A 13,289-nucleotide genomic window follows, 5' to 3' on the forward strand; every position below is an offset into this window, starting at 1 on the left:
GGGAGGGGGCCGGTCGTGGGACGCCTCGTACCAGCCGTGACCCGGGCTCTCGACATTCTCGAGCTCTTCCTCGACGGGGACGGGACGCTCTCCGCCCCCGACATCGTGCGCCGGCTCCAGCTGCCGCGCACCACCGTCCACGAGCTGGTGACCACGCTCGCTGCCCGGAAGTACATCGTCCCGGTGGCGGGCCAGCCCGGACGTTACCGGCTCGGCGTACGCCCGTACCAGCTCGGCGCCCGCTACGCCGAACACCTCGACCTCGCCGCCGAGGGCCAGCAGGTCGCCCGCTCCGTCGCCGAGACCTGCGACGAGACGGTGCACGTGGCGATCCTGGAGGACACCGACGTCATCTACATCGCCAAGGTGGACTCCACGCACGCGGTACGCATGGTGTCGGCGGCCGGCCGCAGGCTCCCCGCCCACTGCACCTCCGTCGGCAAGATGCTGCTGGCCTCCCTTCCCGAGCACGAGCTCACCGCGCGCATCCCCGACGACGCCGAGCTGACCGCGATGACCCCCAACAGCATCACCGACCCGGCCGCCCTGCGCGAGACCCTCGCGGAGATCCGCGCCCGGGGCATCGCCGTGGAGAGCCGCGAGTCCAATCCGGACGTGTCCTGCGTCGCCGCGCCGGTGCGCGACCGCACGGGACAGGTGGTCGCCGCGCTGTCCATCTCCGTACCGATGATCCGGTGGAGCGACGACCGCCTCGGCGAGCTGGAGCAGCTCGCCGCCAAGGGCGCCGCCGAACTGTCCGAGCGCCTCGGCCACCGGAGCGTGGCATGACGAACACCTTCGACGTCGCCGTCCGCGCGGAGGCGGCCCTGGGCGAGGGCCCCACCTGGGACCCCGCGACCGGCCGCCTCCTGTGGATCGACATCCTCGGCTCCCGCGTCCACACCTACGACCCCGCCACCGGCCGGCGCACCCTGCGCCGCACCGACCAGCACGTGGGCGCGGTCAAGCCCCGCGCGGGCGGCGGCCTCGTCCTCAACCTGCGGGACGGCATCGGCCTGATCGACCCCGACGACACCTTCCGCTGGCTGCACCGCGAGGCCGTCCCCGGCCGCCGCGGCAACGACGCCGCCGTCGCCCCCGACGGCAGCCTCTGGGCGGGCACCATGCGCTACGACGAGGCGCCCTGCGGCGGCACCCTCTCCCGGGTCACCGGTGACGGCACGGTCGACGTCCTCCTCGACGACGTGGCGGTGAGCAACGGCACCGGCTGGAGCCCGGACGGGCGGCTGATGTACTACATCGACTCGCCGACCCGCCGCGTCGACGTCTTCGACGTCGGCGAGGCGGACGGCCGGATCACCGGCCGGCGGTCCCTGGTCACGATCGAGGAGGGTGCGGGCTTCCCCGACGGGCTGTGCGTCGACGCCGACGGCTGCGTGTGGGTCGCCCTGTGGGACGGTGGCGCGGTACGCCGCTACACGCCGTCCGGCGAGCTGGACCGGGTGATCCCGCTCCCCGTCCCCCGCGTCACGGCCTGCGCGTTCGGCGGCCCCGACCTGACCGACCTGTACATCACGACGGCCCGAGTGGGCCTGACGTCCCCCCACCCCCTGGCGGGCTCCCTACTGGTGATACCGGACGCGGGCAAGGGGGTGCCCCAGCCTCCGTTCGCGGGCTGACGAGCTGATGTCGCCCCCGCCGCCCCTTCCCTTCCCGTCCCTGGGGGCTGCGCCCCCAGACCCCCCTTTCGGCCCTTCGGGCCTCGTCCTCAAACGCCGGACGGGCTGAATCTCAGCCCCTCCGGCGTTTGAGGAGCGGGGGTCCGGGGGCGGAGCCCCCGGGACGGGACGGGAAGGGGCGGCGGGGGCGCAGGACACTAGCCCGCCCGCTCCTCCGGCCCTCGCGTGGTCGGCCGCTCGCGGCCCCACGCGGCCAGCGGCTGGAGTGCGTCGTTGAGGCGCTTGCCGTCCTCGGTCAGCGAGTACTCCACGCGGGGCGGCACCTCGTCGTAGGAGACGCGGTGCACGACGCCGTCCGCTTCCAGCTCACGCAGGTGAGAGGCCAGCACCTTCTCGGTGATTCCCGGAAGCAGCCGACGCAGCTCCCCGAAGCGACGGCAGGGGTGCTCGTGGAGCGCCCAGAGGATCAGCACCTTCCACTTGCCGCCGATCACCTCCATCGCGGTGTCGATCCCGCAGACGTGTCCGTCCGGTGCGCCCGGCCGGTTCAGCGTGGTCATGCCCCACCCTTCCGACGTGCTCGCTCACCCCGGGGTAACCACCCACTGCCAAGTGCGTACTTGATCACCTCCGGACCAGTGACCAGCCTAATCGGCATGACGCAGAACACTGTTGAGAAGACTCCCGTCACGCTGCTGGGCCTCGGCGCGATGGGCACCGCGCTGGCCCGTACCTGGCTTGCCGCCGGCCACCCGCTCACCGTCTGGAACCGCACCCCGGCCCGCGCGGCGGCACTCGCCGCCGAGGGGGCACGGGTCGCGGACAGCGCCGCTGCGGCGGTCGCGGCGAACACCCTGGTCGTCGTCTGTCTGCTGGACGACACCTCGGTCGATGACGTGCTGGCCGGCGCCGACCTGGCCGGCCGGGACCTGGTCAACCTGACCACCAGCACCCCTGCCCAGGCCCGCGCCCGCGCCGAGTGGGCCCGTGAGCGCGGCGCCCGCTACCTGGACGGCGGAATCATGGCCGTCCCCCCGATGATCGGCGTGCCGGAAGCCGGCGGCTACGTCTTCTACAGCGGCTCGCCGGAGCTGTTCGAGCGGCACCGGGAGACCCTGGCCGTCCCGGCCGGCACCACCTACGTCGGCGAGGACGCGGGCTTCGCGGCCCTGCACGACGTGGCCCTGCTCAGCGCCATGTACGGGATGTTCGCCGGGGCCGCGCACGCCTTCGCCCTGATCCGCAAGGAGGACATCGACCCCGCCGCGCTCGCCCCGCTGCTCGCCGACTGGCTCGTCGCGATGGCCCCGGCCGTTCACCAGACCGCCGACCAGCTGCGCAGTGGCGACTACACCAAGGGCGTCGTCTCCAACCTCGCCATGCAGGTGGCCGGCACACCGACCTTCCTGAGCACCGCCGAGCAGCAGGGTGTCAGCCCGGAACTGCTCAACCCCTACTTCGAGCTGATGCGGCGCCGCCTGGCCGAGGGCAGCGGCGACGAGGACCTGACGGGAGTGATCGACCTGCTGGTGCACTGACCGACCGAGCCCGGTGGTTGGCCTCGTCGTCGGCGCCGCGGTCGGGAACCCCAGGCTCACACCCCCGTACGGTCGAGGCCCCGCAGAAGCTCGCGTTCGCTCGGGGTCAGCGGGGCCTCGGCCGGCACAGGCAGCGGAGACCCCGCGACAGCCGCCAGCACCGCCCCCGGCCGGAACATCCGCGTCGGCGGCGTACGCAGACTCGTCACGTCCCAGATCGCCGACGCCGCCGCGTAGGACCCCGTCGCCGCCTTCATCATCCGCCGCGTGTACGCCGTCACCACCCGGTCGGCGACGCTCGGCGCCCCGCCCCGCACCCCCGGATACAGCACGTCCTGCCCGACGGCCATGGACCACGCCGTGTCCACCGCACGCGCCGCGCCCCGCACCACCCGCCGCCCGAGACCGGGCGCGGTCAGCCCGCCCCGGACCAGCTCCCGGTCCAGGACCCGCGCCCCGAACGCCGCCACCGACATGCCGTGCCCGTACGCCGGGTTGAACGTGGCCAGCGCGTCCCCGAGGACCACGAAGCCGTCCGGCCATCGCGGCATCCTCTCCAGATACCGCCGCACATTGCTCGTCGACCGGCTCAGATGCACATCGGTCAGCGGTTCCGCGCCGGAGATCAGCCGCCCCACGATCGGGTCCGGAAGGTCGAGCGTGTACCGCAGGAACCCCTCCGGATCCGCCGGGGGTTCACCACCCCGCGTGCCGCCGCAGCTCACCAGCCAGCGGCCGCCCTCGATCGGCAGGACCATCGCGCTCCGGCCCGGCCGCGACGCATACGGGTCGGCCTGCACGATCGTCAGCGGAAAGCGCTCCGCCCCCTCCGGCACCCGGTACACCCGCGACGCGTTGACCAGCCCCGAGTCCACCGCCAGCTCCTGGACACCGGCCAGCCCGAGCGCGCCCAGCCAGCTGACGACCCGCGTCCCGCGTCCGCTCGCGTCCACGACCAGGTCCGCCTCCAGATCCGTGTCCCCGCCGGGCGCCGCGATCCGCACCCCCCGCACCCGCCCCGCGGAGCCCGCCAGCCCCACCACCGCCGCCTTGCGGATCTCCACCGGCGCCTGCTCCCGCACCGTCGAGCGCACCACCCAGTCCAGCAGTGCCCGGCTGCACGTCACCATCACCGGGCCCTCGCGCCGCCACCGCCGCAGCCAGCCCTCGGGGGTGAGCGCCAGCATGCCCGAGTTGAGCGGCACCTCGTGCGCCCCGGCGGCCAGCAGCCGCTTGCGCAGCTCCGCGTCCGGCAGCAACTCCTCCATGGCGTCCATGCCGCCCGCCATCAGCAGGTGCGCGTGCCGCCCCTGCGGCAGCCCCTTGCGGTGTTCCGGGCCCTCGGGCAGCTCGTCCCGGTCCAGCACGATCACCTCGTCCGCCCCGGCACGGGACAGGACGGCCGCGGCCAGCATGCCGGCCAGACCGGCACCGATGACGACAGCTCTACGCGACATGGGGCTCCTCGGGTTCGGTCACGGTTCCGGTCACGGACGGCGGCACCGCCCCGTCCCGCCCGGCGGGCGGGCAGTGGAGCGCCTGGGCCAGCTCCACCAGCCCGCTGGTGCCGGACACCTCGGTGGCGTGCAGCCGGTACGTACCGGCGGTCTCGGGCGGTTCCTCCCGGGTGGCGGCCCGGCGCGCCGCGTCGGTGAGCATGGCCGCCTCCGCCGCGAGCCGGGCCTCGTGGGGGGAGCGGCCCGCGCGCAGGGCGGTGTCCCGCACCCGCTCACGGACCCGGTGGTCGAAGTACGGCGCCAGCGCGAGCAGCGCGTCGTGGATGGACACCTCACGCCACTGGAGCCGCGCCTGCGGCAGCTGCCACCAGGCGGCCGGCGGCTTGGGCGCGGTGGACACCGACTTCACCAGGGACCACAGCGGAGCCAGCCGCCGGTAGTCGGCCAGCCCCCGCCAGTGGGCGACCGCGGACGGCAGCAGTGTCGGCAGGGCGAACCCCGCCGAACACAGCAGCGCGGCCAGCGAGGCCATCGGCGGGGCGAGCGTGGTGGACAGGAAGTCCAGGTCATGACCCGTCCAACGGGCCACGACCGCCGTGTACTTGGCCAGCTGGAACCCCACCACGTCCAGCAGCGCCCCGAGCAGGATCAGCCTGAGCCCGGTCCGCAGCAGACCGCCGACCTCGCGCCCCCACTTGAGGCAGACGGCGCACATCACCAGCATCGCCGCGGTGTGCCCGAGCAGGTACAGCAGGATCATCTCCCGCATGAACGGCGTGTTGGCGTAGTACGTGTCCAGGTCGGTCAGCCGCTCGGTGTCCGCCTCGGCGAGCGAGAACAGCACGACGATGGCGGCCACCAGCAGGCCGTACGCGGCCACGCTGCGCAGCACCAGCCGCCGCACCCGCTCCCGGGGCCCGCCCCGCCAGTTGATCAGCAGCACGAGCACGGCGCAGCTGTACGCGGAGAGCATCCCGTAGGTCAGCGGGGCCCCGAAGTTGGGGATGCCGGTGAGCGCGTTGACGGTGGACAGGGTGGCCGGCGCCGCGCACACGAAGACCAGCGCGCCCAGGATGATCGCCGCGCAGGTCGAGAGCGTCAGCGGGTTCCGCAGGGCCGCCGTGCGCGGGCGGCGGAACAGCAGCACGGACGTCATCCCGAACACGAAGGCCGCCAGGTAGACGACGAGACTCATACCGGCCGGCTCCTTCCGCCCGGGGCCCGGCTCACGCGGTCCCCGCCGTGGTCGTACCGCTCGGCACCGCGGCGGCCGCCGGCACCGGGGGCGTACCGGACAGCGCGTCGGCGATGCGGGCGAGCGCGGCCGGGTCCGGCACCCGGTCCAGGAACCGGCCGCTCCCGTCGGCCGGCGGGACCCGGCGTCCCGGCTCCGCCTCGTCCCGCACCGCCGCGGTGATCATCGCCGCCCACGCGGCGGCCTCGGCCCGCTCGGGGTCGCCCGTCGCCGCCAGCACACCGGCGCGGGTCCGGTCGTACAGCTCCTGGTCGAAGTAGGCGTCCAGGTGGCTGAGCGCGTTGTGGATGCTCGTCTGCCGCCACATCAGCCGGGTGGTGGGGGAGACGAACCTGGGCCGGGGCAGCCGCAGCGTCCTGCGGGTCAGCAGATCGTCCAGCGCCCGCTCCAGGGGCTCCAGACGGGCGTACGTCCGCCGTGCCCGCCGCCCCTCGGCGGCCCGGGGCGCCATCAGCGGCACCAGCACCCCGACCACGGTCAGCAGCGCGCCGAGACCCGCGGCTGCCGGGGAGACGGTGGTGCCGAGCTCCGACCAGTCCCGCCCCGCCCAGCGGCCGCCCACCGCGACCAGCTTGGCCACGCTGTACCCGGCGCCGCACAGCGATCCGGTCCCGAGCAGGACGAGACCCGCCCGCAGCCCGCCCCGTACGCGGCGCGCCCAGCGCAGCGACGACACCGAGGTGACCGTCGCCGCGATGAGGTGCGCGACCAGGTACAGCACGATCATCTGGGCGATGAACGGGGTCGTCGCGTAGTAGGTGTCGAAGTCGGTACGGCGCTCCACGGGCGCGTCCCCGAGGACGAAGGTCACCGCGATGCCGAGCACGACCACGGCGTAGGCGAGGATCCAGCGGCGGGTGACGCGGCGCACCCGCGGCCCGCCGCGCCAGTGCACGATGAGCACCTGGGACGCGGCGCAGTACCCGGTGATCGCCGCGTAGGTGACCGGCGCCGCGAGGTTCGGCACGTCGCCGATCCGGTTGACGGCGCCGACCGTGGGCGGCGCCCCCAGGAAGAAGCACAGCCCCGCCGTCCCCAGGACGGCGCAGATGGCCCGCAGATACGGGTCGCCGCGGTGCCGCAGCAGATCGGGCGCCTTGACCAGCAGGCCGAGCCACAGCACCCCGCAGCTCACGTAGTTGATGAGGCCGCTCATCTCTTCGTCCCGCGGTAGTTGAGCGCGGCCCCGATGCGTCCGGCGAGGTCCTGCGGGTCCTCCGGGTCGCCGCCCTCCGCCGCGTACACCGAGTCGGTGGAGGCGTCCAGCCAGGTGCGCAGCCGGCGGCCCATCAGCATGCCGAAGCGGTCCGCCTCCTGCTCCTCGGCCAGGCTGAAGTCGGTGCGCGCGGCGACCGGCCGGGACTCACCGGCGGGCGGTTCCGCGTCCGCCTGCCGGCGGTTCATGTGCCACACCTCGTGGCAGAAGATCACGATCTGGTGCCACACGGCGGCCCGCTCGTCCACCACCACGTCGTCGTGGCCGTCGCGCTCCAGCCACAGCCCGCTCGCGGTGTGCGGCGGGAACGCCGCCCGGTGGACGACCACTTCGCGGCCCCGCCAGGCGCTGACGGAGGCGACCAGGGCCTCGAACAGCACCTCGGGATCCGCCGGGACCGGCACCCGGATGGGATCGATGAGGGCGTCAGCGAGGCGACGCATCTCCTTCCTGGTACGCACCGCTGTCTCCCTGTTCCCCTGGGTGTTGCCCTGTCACCTGTGCAATATGCCAAGTACGGTGCCGTCCCGGCCAGTTCCCCGTGCCACGCGGTCACTCGGTGACCGCCAGGCTGTCCCCGGGTGCCACCGCGCGGGCGCGGACCTCCCGGATCACGTCGGGGTGGCGCAGGGCGCGCGAGACCGCCCCGATCTCGCGGAGCAGTTCCGTGGTGTCGAGCTCCTGGCCGCCGTCCGTACCGGGCCCGGCCTCGACGGCGTCGAGGATCACCACGGCCGCGGCGAGCGCCCGCGCCCGCCGCGGCGGGTACCCCAGGCCGAGGGCGGCGGCGTACGCCCGCTCGCGCATCCGCTCGTCGGTGCGGCGGGCCAGCGGCAGCAGGACGTCCCGGATGAAGGTCTCGCGGCGGGTCAGGCGCAGTTCGGGTCCGGCGCGCAGCACGATCGGCAGTCCGGAGCCGTGCACCGACCGCATCAGCCGGTAGAGGGGCCGCAGCCTGCGGTGGGCCAGCCGGATCCGCCAGCGTTCGTGCAGGTACTGGCCGGCGTGCGGCAGGATGAAGCCGACCGCGATGGACACCGCGGACAGACACGCCAGCGCCGGGGCCACGTTCAGGCTGAGCCAGTCCAGGTCGTTCCCGGTCCAACGCGCGCCCACCGCCGTGAGTTTGGCGGCGTCGAAGGCCAGGTTCAGGGCGTACCCGACGCCCAGGAACTTCAGTCCCCAGCGCAGCCAGGCGTCGAGTCCGTCGGCGCGGATCCAGTTCCAGATCAGCTTCGAGGTGATCAGTACGGCGGTGGTGTGCGCGAGGAGGTACAGCAGGATCTCCTCGCGCATGAACGGCGTGGTGGCGTAGTAGGTGTCCAGGTCCCGGGTGCGCTCCTCGGGCACGTCCGCGAGGGCGAACAGCACCCACAACGCGACGATCACACCGCCGTAGGCGGCGACGACCCGGCGGGTGGCGCGGCGGGTCGAGGGGGAGTGCTCGGGCGGTCCGTCGCGCCAGGCGATGATCAGCACCAGACAGGAGCCGCAGAAGGCGGTGAGCAGCGAGTACACCCAGGGCGCCGAGATGTTCGGCACGCCGGTGACCCGGTTGACCCACACGATGGTCGAGGGCGCGACGAACACGAACACCGCGCAGGCGAGCAGCAGCAGCCCGCCGACCGCGCGCAGCAGCGGATCCCCCCACAGCCGGATGATCGAGGGCAGTTTGATCGCCAGCGCGGCCGCCAGGACGCCGGCCGGGATCCACCAGAAGGTCGTGTAGAGCTCGCTGAGGAACGAGGCCGGACCCATGGCCACGTCCGCGGACCCCATCGCGTCCCCCCGCTCTCGCTCCACTGCCGCACGTAAGGCCGTTCGAGCCTACGCGGCTCGGTGTGTCCGCGTCATGCGTGCACGGTGCGCGAAAAGTCCCGCCCCGAGTTCGTGTCCGAACCATTGACGAGAAAGCGCTGTCCACCTACGGTCCCGTTCGAAGTTACGAGCGTCATTCGGTATTTCGAACCAATTCGACGAGCTATCTCGAGCAGATGGGGCAGGGCATGGGACGACCTGGCCTGAGTCGCAGGCAACTTCTCACCGGACTGGGTGGGTTGACGATCGCCGGAAGCTTCGGTTTCGCGGCGCTCGGCACCGGAGCCGACGCACTCGCCTCCGGTGCGGACACCCGGGTGCGCTACTGGAACCTCTTCAGCGGCGGCGACGGCGCCAACATGATCGCGATGCTGGACGCCTTCCGGAAGGAGCACCCCGGCATCGCGGTCAAGGACTCCACGCTCCAGTGGGGCAACCCCTTCTACACCAAGCTCGCCATGGCGGCCGCGGGCAACCGCGCACCGGAGCTCGGCGTCATGCACGTGGGCCGGGTCGCGGGCTTCTCGCCCGGACGGCTCCTCGACCCGTGGGACGAGGGCCTGCTCGCCAAGTACGGCGTGCGCAAGGAGGACTACAACCCGGCACTGTGGAACCGCGGCGTCATCGACGGCAAGCTCTACGCCCTGCCCCTCGACGTCCACGTCCAGCTCTGCTTCTACCGCAAGGACGTGCTGAGGAAGGCCGGCCTGCTCGGCGACGACGGCCGGATGATCCCGGTCGGCTCCACCACCGAGTGGTTCGACGTCCTGAAGAAGGCCAAGCAGGCCCAGAAGAAGGGCCTCCAGACGGTCGGCCTGTGGACCAACGACCAGAACTTCCAGTGGTGGTTCTTCGTCGCCTTCTACACCCAGCTCGGCGGCCAGTGGTTCGACGACACCAACACCGAGGTGCTCTTCGACACCGACAAGGCCACCCAGGTACTGGAGTTCCTCCGGCAGCACGTCACCGACGGATACGTCATCCCGGGCGCGCCGACCGGTGAACAGTTCGTCAACGGCGCCCCCTTCACCTGGGAGGGCAACTGGTCCGTGCCGGTCTTCTCCGGCGCGAAGCTCGACTACGGCGCCACCCCGCTGCCGCCCGTCTTCGGCAAGCAGGCCACCCACGCCGAGTCGCACGCCTTCGTCCTGCCCCACCAGGCCGGCCGCGGCGGCGCCACCAACGAGGCCGCGCACGAACTGGCCGCCTACGTCGTCAAGAACGCGCTCCAGTGGGCGGCCGGCGGCCACATCCCCGCGTACACGCCGACGCTCTCCACGCCCGAGTACCAGGAACTGGCGCCGCAGAACGAGTACGTCTCCGCCATGGACCACCAGGCCACCGAGCCGAAGGTGTGGTTCGCCGGGTCCACCGGCGTCCTCGCCCAGGACCTCGGCCCCGTCGTCGTCTCCTCGACGATGGGCTCCGCCAAGCCCGACGCCGTAGCCCGGCGCCTGAAGGACCGGCTCACCACACTCCTCGCCTCGAAGAACCCGATGGACGGCAGGACCGCCGCGCAGGGAGGTGCGGTCGCATGACGACCAGTGCTCAGTCCGTCGCCGTACCGGCGCGGGCCAGGACCGCGACCGCCGCCGCGACCGTCCGGCGCAAGCAGGGCCTCCAGCACGGGGGCTGGTTCGTCGCCCCGTTCCTGGCGCTCTTCGCCCTCTTCGTGATCTGGCCGCTGCTGCGCGGCCTCTACCTCAGCTTCACCGACGCCAACATCTCCGGCGAGGGCGCGAGCTTCGTCGGCCTCGACAACTACCGCGACGCGCTGAACGACCGGGCGATGTGGGACGCGCTCGGCAACAGCGCCTACTTCACGCTGCTCGTCGTGCCCTGCATCACCGTCCTCGCCTTCCTGCTCGCGATGCTCGCGCACCACATCGAGCGCGGGAAGTGGCTGTGGCGGCTGTGCTTCTTCGTGCCGTTCCTGCTGCCGTCCACGGTCGCCGCCAACATGTGGCAGTGGCTGTTCACCCAGGGCATCGGCCTGTTCAACCAGACCTTCGGGCTCGACACACCCTGGCTGACCGACAAGTCGTACGCGATGCTCGCCATCGTCATCCAGACCCTGTGGTGGACGGTCGGCTTCAGCTTCCTGCTCTACCTCGCCGCCCTCCAGGGCATCCCCGCCCACCTCTACGAGGCCGCCAAACTGGACGGCGCGAACGCCTGGCACCGCGTCGTCCACATCACGCTGCCGATGCTGCGCAACATCACCGGACTGGTGATCGCGCTCCAGGTCCTCGCCTCGCTCCAGCTGTTCGACCAGGCCGTCGTGATGATGGACTTCAGCCCCGGACCGGAGCTCAGCACCCGCTCCTTCGTCCAGTACACCCTCGAACAGGGCTTCACCAGCTACCGCGTGGGCTACGCCTCCGCCATGTCCATCATCTTCTTCGTGATCATCGCGGCCGTCGCCCTCGCGCGGATGGCGCTGCTGCGCAACCGTGAGGAGGGCACCCGATGAGCGCCACCCAGATCCGGGTCAGGCCCCGCAAGCCCTGGACGCCCAGCCAGATCGTGCTCACGCTGCTCGGCGTCGCCGTCTCCGCCGTCTTCGTCGCACCGATCGCCGCGGCCCTGTTCACCTCGCTCAAGTCCGAGGCGGAGGCCGCCGAGATCCCGCCGCACTGGCTGCCCGAGGTGTGGACGACCCAGGCGTGGACGGCGCTGTGGGAGACCGGCAACATCACCAACTGGTTCGTGAACTCCCTGGTCGTGTCCGTCTGCGTGACCGCCATCGTCCTCGTCGTCAGCGCGCTGGCCGGATACGGCTTCGCCCGCACCGAGTTCCGCGGCAAGAGCGTCCTGATGGGCGTGGTGATGGCCGGCCTGATGATCTCCCCGGCGGTCCTCGGTGTCCCCCTCTTCACCACCGTCCAGCAGATGGGGATGGTCGACACCTACTGGGGCATGATCCTTCCGCAGTGCGCGCCCGCCGCGATGGTCTACATCCTCTACAAGTTCTTCCAGGGCGTCCCGCGCGAACTGGAGGAGGCCGCCTTCATCGACGGCGCCGGTCGCTGGCGCGTCTTCCTCACGATCATCGTGCCGCTGTCCCGCCCGTCGCTCGCGGCGGTCGCCATCTTCACCTTCATCAGCTCGTGGAACAACTTCCTGTGGCCCTACATGGTCACCAACAACCCCGACCTGATGACCATGCCGAACGGCATCGCGACCGTCATGAACTCCTACGGCATCCAGTGGGCCCAGCTCATGGCCGGCGGCCTCATGGCGGGCCTGCCGCTGATCATCGTCTTCGTCTTCTTCCAGCGCCAGATCGTGGCCGGCGTCGCCCACACCGGTCTGGCCGGCCAGTAACCAGAGGAGACCCCGCTGTGAAGCGCCTCAGAATCGTCACCCTCCTGGCCGCCGCGGTCGTCGCCCTGCTGCCGACGACCGCCCGCGCCGACGTGACGTACCCCGACCCCCAGCCCATCACCGGCCAGCAGATCATCCACGACCCGACCGTCCTGCGCCTGAAGTCCGGCGGCTACGTCGCCTATTCGACGGGCGGCGTCATCGGCGCCCGCACGTCGAAGGACCGCGTCCACTGGGACGACGCGGGCAACGCCTTCGCCGAACCGCCGAGCTGGTGGTACGAGTACAACGACACCGGCGACCCCTGGGCCCCCGACCTCTCCTACCGCGACGGCCGCTACTGGCTCTACTACGCCGTCTCCTCCTGGGGCACCAACCACTCCGCGATCGGCGTCGCCACCTCCCGCACGGGCCTCCCCGGCAGCTGGACCGACCACGGCAAGGTCTTCTCCTCGGAGACCACCGACCACTGGAACGCCATCGACCCGGCGATCGTCCGCGCCGACGACCGCCTGTGGATGACGTTCGGCTCGTACTGGACGGGCATCCGCATGGTCGAACTGGACCCGGACACCGGCAAGGCGATCGAGGACGCGACCGTCCACCACCTCGCCACCCGCCCCGACGAGCCGTACGCCGTCGAGGGCCCGGAGATCGTCAAGCACGGCCGCTACTACTACCTCTTCGCGTCCCACGACGCGTGCTGCTCGGGCGTGAACTCGACCTACAAGATCAAGGTCGGCCGCTCGACGTCCGTCACCGGCCCGTACACCGACAGCAAGGGCACCCCACTCCTGGAGGGCGGCGGCGACCTCCTGCTGGCCGGCCACGGCAAGTACGTGGGCACGGGCGGCCAGTCCGTCTTCAGGGACAGGGGCAGCGACTGGCTGGCCTACCACTATTACGACGCCGAGGACGAAGGCACCCCCAAGCTCGGGCTCAATAGGCTGAGCTGGCAGAAGAACGGCTGGCCCACCGTCCATTAGGGGCGCGGGGAACTGCGCGACCAGCCCCCAACGACCCGCAGCCGCGATGGCA

The 13,289-nt window shown here is 72.0% G+C and carries 13 protein-coding genes; 7 read left to right on the forward strand and 6 right to left on the reverse strand.

The genetic code is table 11. The features are described from left to right. Positions 1 to 15: 15 nt before the first annotated feature. Positions 16 to 789 carry an IclR family transcriptional regulator gene (locus tag ACZ470_RS03245; RefSeq protein WP_468423900.1) on the forward strand — a complete coding sequence of 258 codons (774 nt, stop codon included), beginning with the start codon at positions 16 to 18 and terminating at the stop codon, positions 787 to 789. Next, positions 786 to 1,640 (forward strand): SMP-30/gluconolactonase/LRE family protein, encoded by an 855-nt coding sequence (locus tag ACZ470_RS03250; protein WP_468423902.1) that lies wholly within the window; start codon positions 786 to 788, stop codon positions 1,638 to 1,640. Before ACZ470_RS03245 ends, ACZ470_RS03250 begins: the two co-directional genes overlap by 4 nt. Positions 1,641 to 1,837: 197 nt before the next feature. On the opposite strand, the gene ACZ470_RS03255 is transcribed toward ACZ470_RS03250, so the two are convergent. Further along, complete coding sequence (locus tag ACZ470_RS03255) at positions 1,838 to 2,200, reverse strand: winged helix-turn-helix transcriptional regulator (protein ID WP_468423904.1); 363 nt, start codon at positions 2,198 to 2,200, stop codon at positions 1,838 to 1,840. A 96-nt stretch (positions 2,201 to 2,296) separates the two neighbouring features. Between ACZ470_RS03255 and ACZ470_RS03260 the strand changes: the two genes are divergently transcribed. After that, positions 2,297 to 3,178, forward strand: coding sequence for an NAD(P)-dependent oxidoreductase (locus tag ACZ470_RS03260; RefSeq protein ID WP_468423905.1), 882 nt, complete (start codon positions 2,297 to 2,299; stop codon positions 3,176 to 3,178). A 56-nt stretch (positions 3,179 to 3,234) separates the two neighbouring features. Here ACZ470_RS03260 and ACZ470_RS03265 read toward each other — a convergent pair whose 3' ends face one another. The 5 genes from ACZ470_RS03265 to ACZ470_RS03285 form a co-directional block, all read right to left on the reverse strand. Next, the gene (locus ACZ470_RS03265; RefSeq protein WP_468423907.1) at positions 3,235 to 4,635 is read right to left on the reverse strand and encodes an NAD(P)/FAD-dependent oxidoreductase; all 1,401 of its coding nucleotides are present in this window, start codon (positions 4,633 to 4,635) and stop codon (positions 3,235 to 3,237) included. After that, positions 4,625 to 5,830 (reverse strand): MAB_1171c family putative transporter, encoded by a 1,206-nt coding sequence (locus ACZ470_RS03270; RefSeq protein ID WP_468423909.1) that lies wholly within the window; start codon positions 5,828 to 5,830, stop codon positions 4,625 to 4,627. Before ACZ470_RS03270 ends, ACZ470_RS03265 begins: the two co-directional genes overlap by 11 nt. Before the next feature lie 31 nt (positions 5,831 to 5,861). Beyond that, positions 5,862 to 7,046, reverse strand: a complete 1,185-nt coding sequence (locus tag ACZ470_RS03275) for an MAB_1171c family putative transporter (RefSeq protein ID WP_468423911.1) — start codon at positions 7,044 to 7,046, stop codon at positions 5,862 to 5,864. After that, a complete protein-coding gene (locus ACZ470_RS03280; RefSeq protein ID WP_468423912.1) occupies positions 7,043 to 7,567 on the reverse strand; it encodes a toxin in 525 nt (174 codons plus the stop codon). The genes ACZ470_RS03275 and ACZ470_RS03280 overlap by 4 nt, the downstream gene beginning before the upstream one ends. Positions 7,568 to 7,658: 91 nt before the next feature. Continuing rightward, the gene (locus ACZ470_RS03285; RefSeq protein ID WP_468423914.1) at positions 7,659 to 8,885 is read right to left on the reverse strand and encodes an MAB_1171c family putative transporter; all 1,227 of its coding nucleotides are present in this window, start codon (positions 8,883 to 8,885) and stop codon (positions 7,659 to 7,661) included. Positions 8,886 to 9,112: 227 nt separating this feature from the next. Between ACZ470_RS03285 and ACZ470_RS03290 the strand changes: the two genes are divergently transcribed. Genes ACZ470_RS03290 through ACZ470_RS03305 form a run of 4 tightly spaced genes read left to right on the forward strand, consistent with a single transcriptional unit; the run spans position 9,113 to position 13,237 of the window. Beyond that, positions 9,113 to 10,462 (forward strand): extracellular solute-binding protein, encoded by a 1,350-nt coding sequence (locus ACZ470_RS03290; RefSeq protein ID WP_468423915.1) that lies wholly within the window; start codon positions 9,113 to 9,115, stop codon positions 10,460 to 10,462. Continuing rightward, entirely contained in the window at positions 10,459 to 11,397 is a 939-nt protein-coding gene (locus tag ACZ470_RS03295; RefSeq protein ID WP_468423916.1) for a carbohydrate ABC transporter permease, read from the forward strand. Before ACZ470_RS03290 ends, ACZ470_RS03295 begins: the two co-directional genes overlap by 4 nt. Next, the gene (locus ACZ470_RS03300) at positions 11,394 to 12,251 is read left to right on the forward strand and encodes a carbohydrate ABC transporter permease (RefSeq protein ID WP_468423918.1); all 858 of its coding nucleotides are present in this window, start codon (positions 11,394 to 11,396) and stop codon (positions 12,249 to 12,251) included. Before ACZ470_RS03295 ends, ACZ470_RS03300 begins: the two co-directional genes overlap by 4 nt. 17 nt (positions 12,252 to 12,268) lie before the next feature. Continuing rightward, entirely contained in the window at positions 12,269 to 13,237 is a 969-nt protein-coding gene (locus tag ACZ470_RS03305; RefSeq protein ID WP_468423919.1) for an arabinan endo-1,5-alpha-L-arabinosidase, read from the forward strand. Positions 13,238 to 13,289: the final 52 nt, after the last annotated feature.

Source organism: Streptomyces sp. NPDC031111 (assembly GCF_055570675.1).